General features: G+C 63.3%; 7 protein-coding genes. 3 read left to right on the top strand and 4 right to left on the bottom strand.

From position 1 onward, the window contains the following. Positions 1 to 302 precede the first annotated feature (302 nt). The 3 genes from AADA04_RS00790 to AADA04_RS00780 all read right to left on the bottom strand — a co-directional run bounded on the left by AADA04_RS00790 (position 303) and on the right by AADA04_RS00780 (position 4582). Positions 303 to 2330 carry a pyrroloquinoline quinone-dependent dehydrogenase gene (locus tag AADA04_RS00790; RefSeq protein ID WP_340691324.1) on the bottom strand — a complete coding sequence of 676 codons (2028 nt, stop codon included), beginning with the start codon at positions 2328 to 2330 and terminating at the stop codon, positions 303 to 305. A gap of 74 nt (positions 2331 to 2404) precedes the next feature. Beyond that, on the bottom strand, positions 2405 to 4279 hold the full coding sequence (gene uvrC, locus AADA04_RS00785) for an excinuclease ABC subunit UvrC (RefSeq protein WP_340691323.1): 1875 nt from the start codon (positions 4277 to 4279) through the stop codon (positions 2405 to 2407). 39 nt (positions 4280 to 4318) lie between these two features. Continuing rightward, positions 4319 to 4582 (bottom strand): hypothetical protein, encoded by a 264-nt coding sequence (locus AADA04_RS00780; RefSeq protein ID WP_340691322.1) that lies wholly within the window; start codon positions 4580 to 4582, stop codon positions 4319 to 4321. Between the two features lie 323 nt (positions 4583 to 4905). On the opposite strand from AADA04_RS00780, the gene AADA04_RS00775 reads away from it, so the two are divergent. Then, positions 4906 to 6117, top strand: a complete 1212-nt coding sequence (locus tag AADA04_RS00775) for a pyridoxal phosphate-dependent aminotransferase (RefSeq protein WP_340691321.1) — start codon at positions 4906 to 4908, stop codon at positions 6115 to 6117. Between the two features lie 22 nt (positions 6118 to 6139). Here the strand turns inward: AADA04_RS00775 and AADA04_RS00770 are convergent, their stop codons facing one another. Further along, on the bottom strand, positions 6140 to 7189 hold the full coding sequence (locus tag AADA04_RS00770; protein ID WP_340691320.1) for a PAS domain-containing sensor histidine kinase: 1050 nt from the start codon (positions 7187 to 7189) through the stop codon (positions 6140 to 6142). Positions 7190 to 7456: 267 nt separating this feature from the next. Between AADA04_RS00770 and AADA04_RS00765 the strand changes: the two genes are divergently transcribed. Together AADA04_RS00765 and AADA04_RS00760 are read left to right on the top strand one after the other, a co-directional pair. After that, positions 7457 to 7921 (top strand): Dps family protein, encoded by a 465-nt coding sequence (locus AADA04_RS00765; RefSeq protein WP_340691319.1) that lies wholly within the window; start codon positions 7457 to 7459, stop codon positions 7919 to 7921. Positions 7922 to 7978: 57 nt separating this feature from the next. Continuing rightward, a complete protein-coding gene (locus AADA04_RS00760; protein WP_340691318.1) occupies positions 7979 to 8557 on the top strand; it encodes a manganese efflux pump MntP family protein in 579 nt (192 codons plus the stop codon). Positions 8558 to 8693 lie beyond the last annotated feature (136 nt).

Genomic DNA, 8693 nt, shown 5'->3' with positions numbered 1-8693 from the left:
CAGCAGCACTTCATGGCCCTTGCCCGCCCGCCGCCAGCACAGCGCAGCCACTTGCTGCGCCGTCGGTGGACGCAGCCAGGCGCCCGACACGAAGTCGGCAATCTCCTGCTTCAGGCTGGTACCCGTATGTTTCATGACGCTAATGTGACAATATTCGCCCGTTGCTGCAATGCCGGGCCACCGCGAGCCCTGCCTTGTGCTATGTCGGCATGCTCGCGCATTTACGTTAAGAATCCCTGCTCAACAGGCATATGATGCCTGCCGCTGCGGGCGCATTTTGCATCTGCACCGGCTTGGACCGTCTAGTCCGGCAGCGCGAACGCCACCAGCGTATCGCCCTGTTTCGTGCCCAGCGAACTGTGCCCGCCCGCTGCGATCACGACATATTGCCGACCCTCATATTCATAGCTCATCGGCGTTGCCTGGCCGCCCGCTGGCAGGCGTCCCTTCCACAGCTCGCGCCCGGTCGAAACATCGAAGGCGCGCAGGTAATCGTCCATGGTCGCCCCGATGAACACGAGTCCGGCCGACGTGATCATCGGGCCGCCAATATTCGGCGTGCCGATCTTCAGCGTCAGGCCGCCCGGCGCCAGGTCCTGTGTCGTCCCGATGTTCTGGCGCCAGACAATCTCGCCCGTATCCAGGCTGATGCCCGCAATCACGCCCCAGGGCGGCGGCGTGCACGGCAGGCCCAGCGGTGACATCAGCAGGCCCCGGGTCATGCCATAGGGTGCACCTTCCATCGGCGCATATTCGGCATCATCGCGCAGCGCCCCGACCGGGCGTTCCTCGCCATTTTTCTTGGTCAGTCTCACGAAGGCGCCGATCGAACTCATGTTCACGACCAGCAGGTTACGCGCCGGGTCAAAGGCGGTACTGCCCCAGTTCGCGCCACCGCCCTGGAACGGATAGGCGAGCGTGCCCTGCTCGGTTGGCGGCGTGAACAGGCCGTCGCCGCGCAAGGCCCTGATCTGTTTCGCGCACGCCATCTTGTCCCACAGCGTGATACCGAACGCGTCGCCCGGCTCCAGCGTGTTCGGCACGATATTCGGCGTCGCCACCGGGAAGGGCTGTGTCGGCGACGGAACTTCGCCCGCCACAGCCCCTTGCGGCACCGCCCGCTCCTCGACCGGCAGGAAAGGTTCGCCCGTGTCGCGGTCCAGCACGAACAGGAGGCCTGACTTGGTCACCTGCGCCACCACGTCATGCAGCGCGCCATCACGCCAGACCTGGTAGAGGCCCGGCTGGGCCGGCAGGTCGAAATCCCAGAGATCGTGGTGCACGGTCTGGAAACTCCACACCACATCCCCGGTCTCGCCGTTCAGCGCCACGACCGAATTGGCATAGCGATTGTCGCCGACCCGGTTGCCGCCATAATAGTCGGGGCTCGGGCTCGATGTCGGCAGGATGACAAGGCCCCGCGCCTCGTCGACCGAAATCGTCGACCAGACATTCGCGTGCCCCGTGCGCGCTGCCGAGCCGTCCGCCCAGCTTGCCAGCGCCGGATCGGCCTTGTCCTGCGGCACCGGATTGAACCGCCACTTCGCTTCGCCCGTGCGCGCATCGAAGGCATGCACGGTGCCCAGCGGCGCCTCGGTCCGCAGATTGTCGCTGATCGCCGATCCCGTGACCACCGTATCGCCGATGATCGCCGGTGCCGACGTGATCTGGTATTCGCCCGGCCAGCGCAGGTCCATGCTCGGCTTGACGTTGACCGTCCCACCATCGCCAAAGTCAGCACACGGCGTGCCCGTTCGCGCATCCAACGCAATCAGCCGCGAATCCACCGTCCCGACATACAGGCGTGACGCGCACGCGGCATCCGGGTCCGCCAGACTGTCCTGCCAATAGGACACGCCCCGGCAGGTGAACTGGTTCGCCGGACGGCCCGTCCCATCCACGCCGGGATTGTAGCGCCATGTCTCCGCGCCAGTGCCCGGGTCGACCGCGATCACTTCCTGGAACTGCGTACAGAAAACCAGCGACCCCTCGACGAGCAGCGGCGTCGCCTCGAACGCCGCGCGCGCCTTGGCCTCTTCCCGGCCATCGAATGCGCCGGTCTCCAGCGTCCAGGCGATCTCCAGGTCCGTTACATTGTCGGGGGTAATCTGGTCAGCTGCCACATACCTCCCGCCCCCCTTGTCACCCCCATAGGACGCCCATGCCTCACCCGTACCATCCGGCACCGGTCGCACCACAGGTGCCTCGCCCTCAATCGTCAGGTCTGGCGCCAGTCCAAGCACCGACCACACCCCCGACCCGCCCAGGAAACTGACCGCAACAGAGGCGACAATGGCGAGCGAGATCATACGCAGCGGCGTGATTTTCATCTGGAGCCTCCCGGAACCGTTTCCGGGACCATCAACCGAATGGCCTGCAACTGCAACCGGCAGGGCGCCCGGCCCTAGCCGCTATGGAAATGCCCGTAAATGCGTTCGGCAAGGGATTCGTTGACGCCCTCGACCGCCATCAGGTCCGCCACTTTCGCCCGCGACACGCCGCGCGCCGAGCCGAAATATTGCAGCAGCGCTTTCTTGCGCGTCGGGCCAATGCCCTCGATCTCGTCCAGCGGTGAACGGACGATATCGGCCGATCGCTTCGCCCGGTGCGCCCCGATGGCCCAGCGGTGCGCCTCGTCGCGCAACCGTTGCAGGTAATACAACACCGGTGCCGTTTCCGGCAGCTTGAACGGCGCCCGCCCCGGCCGGAAGAATTGTTCCCGACCGGCATTGCGGTCGACGCCCTTGGCAATCGATACCAGCGTCACGTCATCCGGCCCGAGGCCCAGCTCCGCCAGCGCTTCCAGCACCGCGTTCAGCTGCCCGAGGCCGCCATCGATCAGGACAAGGTCCGGCCAGTTGCGGTCATTGCCGACGGCCTTTTCCTTCAGGCCGCGCGCAAAGCGCCGGCGCATCACTTCGCGCATCATGCCGTAATCGTCGCCCGGCTCGATCGTCTCGTCCTTGATGTTGAACTTGCGATAGGCCTGCTTGATGAACCCGTCCGGACCGGCCACGACCATTCCGCCCACCGCATTCGTGCCCTGGATGTGCGAGTTGTCATATATCTCGATGCGCTGCGGCACGCTTTCCAGCTCGAACACTTTCTGCACTTCGTCCAGCAGCCGCGCCTGGCTCGCCGTCTCGGCCAGCTTGCGGGTCACCGCCTCGGACGCATTGCGTTCAGCCTGGGTGACAAGATCCCGCTTCGAGCCGCGCTCGGGCCGGCGAATCTCGATTCGCCGGTCCACCTTCAGTTCCAGCGCCTCGCCGATCAGGCGCGCCTGTTCCGGCATCTCGTTGACGAGGATCAGTTTCGGCGGCGGGCGCTTGTCATAGAATTGCACAAGGAAGGCCGCGAGCACTTCTTCCATCGTCTGCTCGCTGTCATGGCGCGGATAGTGCGCCGTCGCGCCCCAGTTCTGCCCGGCCCGGATGAAGAACACCTGCACGCAGGACACCCCGCCCTCCATGGCGATGGCGAACACGTCCGCCTCTTCCAGCCCGTCCGGGTTCACGTCCTGCGTCGCGCGCACATGCGCCAGCGCCCGTATCCGGTCGCGCAGGCGCGCAGCCGTCTCGAATTCCATCGCCTCGGCGGCGGCGTCCATCTCGGATGCCAGCCGCTTTTGCAGGTCGGCCCCCTTCCCGCGCAGGAAGTCCGCCGCCTCATCGGCCAGCTCGGTATAATCCTCCTTCGAGATCAGCCCCACGCATGGCGCCGAACAGCGCTTGATCTGGTGCAGCATACAGGGCCGCGTGCGGGCATTGAACACGCTGTCCTCGCAGGTGCGCAGCAGGAAGGCCTTCTGCAGCGTGTCCAGCGTCTGCATCACTGCCCCGGCGCTGGCGAACGGGCCGAAATAGTCGCCCTCATTATGCTTGGCGCCGCGATACTTCTTGATCTGCGGCGCCTCATGATTGCGCCGGATCAGGATATAGGGAAACGACTTGTCGTCGCGCAGCAGCACGTTGAAACGCGGCTTCAGGCTCTTGATCAGGCTCGCTTCCAGCAGCAGCGCCTCGGTCTCGCTTTCGGTGACCACGAACTCCATGCGCCGGGTCATCGAGATCATCCGCGCGATCCGCTGGGTGTGACCGCCCAGGCGCGCATAGTTCGACACGCGCGCCTTCAGGTCTCGGGCCTTGCCGACATACAGCACCTCGCCGCCATCGCCGAACATGCGATAGACTCCGGGCCGGCCGGGCAGTCGTTTCAGATTGTCCTTGATGACGTCGACGCCGCGTAGCGTGGGTACGTCATTATCCTGCGATTCCATGATCCTACAGATAGCGCCTGCGCGCCGTCGATGCGAGGCCTAGAACAGCGTCGACACGAATTCGCCCACACCGGCATTGTCCTCGAAGAGCCAGCCGGCGCCGAAACCGAAAATCATGACAATCGCCAGGGCGAACACGAATTGCGTGCTTTTCCCGCGCGGTGTCTTGCGCTTCTTCGTCGGCGCCATCATCAGGATCATGATCGTCAGGGCAAATACGCAAAGACCCACGACCCGCTCGCCATCGCTGAGCCGGGCGATCCAGATCGAGAAATCATGCGCCCCGCTCTGGGCGTGACTCACGATCAAGTTCCACAGATTTTCCATGAATACGGAATTTGACGATGCGGCCATGGCCTCTGGGCAATCCTTTAAAACTCGGGACCGGGCAAGAAACCGGGTCCACTATGTTGCATATTCCCAGTCATGGTTGAAATTCTCATAAAGATATCCCGTAAAATTTACACAATTGGCAAAATTCCGCAGCAATCGGCGCTTACGCGGCAAGGCCCTGCGTCTCGCCGCCGCATGGTGCTGGATCGGGGAAAAGCTTGCCCCAATGGCCCGCTCAGACTAAGGCCAAGCCTCCACACCCAGCGCAATCTCCACTTCGGGATACACAGATAATGTCCGCAGATATCCGCCTCAGCGACGCACTCGCGCGCGTCAAGCCGTCCGCCACGATCGCCGTCACGACCAAGTCCGCCGAACTCAAACGCGCCGGGCATGACGTGATTGGCCTCGGCGCCGGCGAACCGGATTTCGATACGCCGGACAATATCAAGGACGCGGCCATCGAGGCGATCCGGGCTGGCAAGACCAAGTACACGCCCGCCGACGGCATGCCGGAACTGAAAGAGGCGATCTGCGCCAAGTTCGCCCGCGAGAACGGCCTGACTTACAAGCCCTCGCAGGTCCATGTCGCTCCGGGCGGCAAGCCGGTCATCTATAATGCGCTCCTCGCCACGCTGAACCCGGGCGACGAAGTCATCGTGCCCGCGCCCTACTGGGTCTCCTATCCCGAAATGGTGCTGATGGCCGGCGGCGAACCCGTCATTGCCCCCTGCGGACCGAACTCGAACTACAAGCTGACGCCCGAGGCGCTGGAAGCTGTCATCACGCCGCGCACGCGGTGGATCATCCTCAACTCACCATCCAACCCGACCGGCGCCGCCTATACCAAGGCCGAGCTGCACGGCCTCGCCGATGTCCTCCTGCGCCACCCGCATGTCTGGATCCTCACCGACGACATGTACGAACACCTCGTCTATGACGATTTCGAATATTGGACGATCGCCCAGGTCGAACCCGCCCTCTACGACCGCACACTGACCATGAACGGCGTCTCAAAGGCCTATGCCATGACCGGCTGGCGCATCGGCTATGCCGCCGGCCCCGAGAAACTGATCAAGGCGATGGGCAAGGTGATCAGCCAGACCACGTCCAACCCCTGCTCGATCAGCCAGTATGCGGCCCTCGAAGCCCTCAATGGCCCGCAGGATTTCATGGCCGAACGCCGCGCCGTCTACCAGCAGCGCCGCGACATGGTCGTCGCCGGCCTCAACAAATGCGCCGGCCTGCACTGCCCGACGCCGGAGGGCGCCTTCTATGTCTACCCGTCCTGCGCCGGTGTGATCGGCAAGACTGCGCCATCCGGCAATGTGATCAGGACGGACGAGGATTTCGCCACGGAATTGCTGGAAACGGAAAAGGTCGCCGTCGTGTTCGGTGCGGCGTTCGGCATGTCCCCGGCGTTCCGGATTTCCTATGCCACCTCAACCGAGGCCCTGACCGAAGCACTCATCCGGATCCAGCGCTTCTGCGCCGCTCTGGCATAGGCACGGCAAGCGGCCGGAGGCCCTAGCGGGGCATCCGGAATTCGAAAGTGGTTTGATCCGCGTTGGACACGGCGCCAATCCGGCCACCATGCGCCCGCGCAATCTCGCTCGCGATATAGAGCCCGAGACCGAGCCCCTGCAGGGAGTCGCTGACAGATCCGCGAACGAAAGGCTTGAACAGGCTTTCCATGACATTGTCGGGAATCGCTTTGCCGGAATTAGTCACCGACAGCCGGAAGTCTCCGGCATCATCGTCAGCGCGAACGATGATCGGCCGGTTTTCTTCTCCATGCGTCACAGCATTGGCCAGCAGGTTGGACAATAATTGCTGCAGGCGAGCCGGGTCGCAGTGCAGGCTTTCCTCGAAATCGAACAGGTCTTCAATCACGACCTCCCGGTTTGCCATGCGGATTTCGTCAATTGAAACGCGCAGGGAGTCCGCCAGCGCCGGGGCCGCAACCCTGTCGATCGCAATCCCCTCTCCGAGCCGCGAGCGCGCAAAATCCATCAGGTCGTCAATCAGTCCGGCCATCCGCATGATCGATCCATTGGCCGATTCCAGCACGGCCCGGACACGATCCGACTGCGGCTCTCGCGACGCAATGCGGATCGCCGATGCAACCGCACTGAGCGGGTTGCGCAGGTCGTGTCCCAGCACGGCAATGAATTGCTCGCGAAAGCGCGCTTCCTCTTCGCGGCTGGACAGCGCCGAGCGGTTTTCGTGATCCTGCGTGACGTCCCGGGCGCTGCAATAATACCGGTCACCTTCCGGCACCGCGTTCCACGACAGCCACCGATAGCTGCCGTCCTTGTGCTTGTAGCGGTTCTCGAACATGAGGACAGGCAGGCCCTTCTGGATCGCCGCAAACGCGGCTTCCGTCTTGGCTTGATCGTCGGGATGGATGAATTCGAAAAACTGCCGGCTTTCGATATCTTCCGGTCGCCATCCGAGCGTTGCAAACCAAGCAGGATTCGTCCCTTCGAAATATCCGTCGCTGTTGAGCACCCCGAGCAGGTCAGGCGTGACGAGCCAGGTCTGGCTGGAGTGATTTTTCGCAGTTTGTATCGGCACGGGCGTCCTCGGACCTGATCACGGAACCCACGGTTTTGAGCCCCCGGGCACTATGGTTTAGGCGGGAAAGATGAGCAAGTCGCGAGTGCGCGCTCACCATCTGGCGGTTTCACGCTCATCCGGCCCCTCTTCTCCCTGTCGGATCAGCGCGCCTGCATCGCCTTTGTATAGATTTCTTCTATAACCGTAAGACTACGTATCGATTGGCATCTCATGGATCGAATACCCACCTGTTGCGTATAGACATTACACAAACAGGAGACAGACATGCCCATTGATATCGGCCTCAACGAAAAAGCCCGTGAAACGTCCGCTCAGGCACTCCGCGTCCTGCTCGGCGACACCTATGCGCTCTACGTCAAGACGCACGGTTACCACTGGAACGTGACAGGTCAGCGCTTCAACTCGCTGCACAACATGTTCATGACCCAGTATACCGAGCTGTGGACTGCCCTCGATGAGATCGCCGAACGTATCCGCGCCCTTGGTCATTTCGCGCCCGGTTCGTCCGCGGAATTGATGGCTAACGCGACCATCAAGCCAGACAATGGCGTGCCGGATGCCGACGCGATGATCTCCAATCTCGTCAAGGGTCACGAAGCGATCAGCCGCGCTGCCAAGGCGGGTCTCAAGATCGCCGAGGACAATAACGACATCGTCACCGTTGACCTGATGACACGCCGCGCCGACATCGCCGAAAAAACAGCCTGGATGTTGCGCGCCAACCTCTAGCGCCCCGGCCGATTTCATGACAACGCGGAGCGGACCTGTTGAGGACCCCGCTCCGCGATGCATGAAATCCTGACCCTCGCCCTCGTCTGCCTCGCTTTATCGACGGACGCGTTCGCCGCAGCCCTTGCGCGCGGCGCCCAGCAGCGCACGCACAGCGCTATTCAAGCTATGCGTGTCGGATCGGTCTTCGGGCTGAGCGAAGGGCTGATGTTTCTGTTGGGCTGGTGGCTCGCCCACAGCGTCGCCGCCTATGCCGAGGCCTTCGACCACTGGATCGCGCTGGTCCTGCTCGCCGCCATCGGCACGCTCATGGTCCGCGAGGGCCTGCGCACAGAACCCGATGAGGTGTCCGGCGATAGTGCTCGGCCCCGCCGCAATACCGCCCTTGGAACTCTCCTCACCGCCATCGCCACCAGTATCGACGCCGCGGCCGTCGGTGTCGCCATGGCGCTCGCAGGCACCAGCGCCTGGCTCGCACTTGCTATCGGCCTGACCTCTTTCGTCATGAGTGCGCTCGGCTTTTCCATCGGCCCGGCGCTCGGCGTCCGATTCGGCCAGCGCGCCGAGATCGGCGGCGGGCTCGTCCTCATCATGATCGGCGTCTCGATCTTCTACAGTCACATGACCGGTGGCTGACTCCGGAGGACAGGCGTCCGCCTCTCCGCCCCCGCCAAAACTGTGGCATGCTTGGGCCCATGTTTCCGCTCGACCAACAGGATATCGATCATCTCGCGCCCGAAGGCTGGCTGCGCATTGCGAGCCTCGTGGCCAT

Origin of the sequence: Hyphomonas sp. (assembly GCF_037969335.1) — a bacterium.
In the GTDB taxonomy this organism is placed as follows: Bacteria; Pseudomonadota; Alphaproteobacteria; order Caulobacterales; family Hyphomonadaceae; genus Hyphomonas.
The sequence above is the reverse complement of the archived record's forward strand: the minus strand, read 5'-3'. Positions and strand labels throughout refer to the sequence as shown.

Excerpts from the sequence above, each read along its gene's own strand:
- AADA04_RS00790 (WP_340691324.1), bottom strand. The coding sequence starts at position 2,330 with ATGAAAATCACGCCGCTGCGTATGATCTCGCTCGCCATTGTCGCCTCT.
- uvrC (WP_340691323.1), bottom strand. The coding sequence starts at position 4,279 with ATGGAATCGCAGGATAATGACGTACCCACGCTACGCGGCGTCGACGTC.
- AADA04_RS00775 (WP_340691321.1), top strand. The coding sequence starts at position 4,906 with ATGTCCGCAGATATCCGCCTCAGCGACGCACTCGCGCGCGTCAAGCCG.
- AADA04_RS00765 (WP_340691319.1), top strand. The coding sequence starts at position 7,457 with ATGCCCATTGATATCGGCCTCAACGAAAAAGCCCGTGAAACGTCCGCT.
- AADA04_RS00760 (WP_340691318.1), top strand. The coding sequence starts at position 7,979 with ATGCATGAAATCCTGACCCTCGCCCTCGTCTGCCTCGCTTTATCGACG.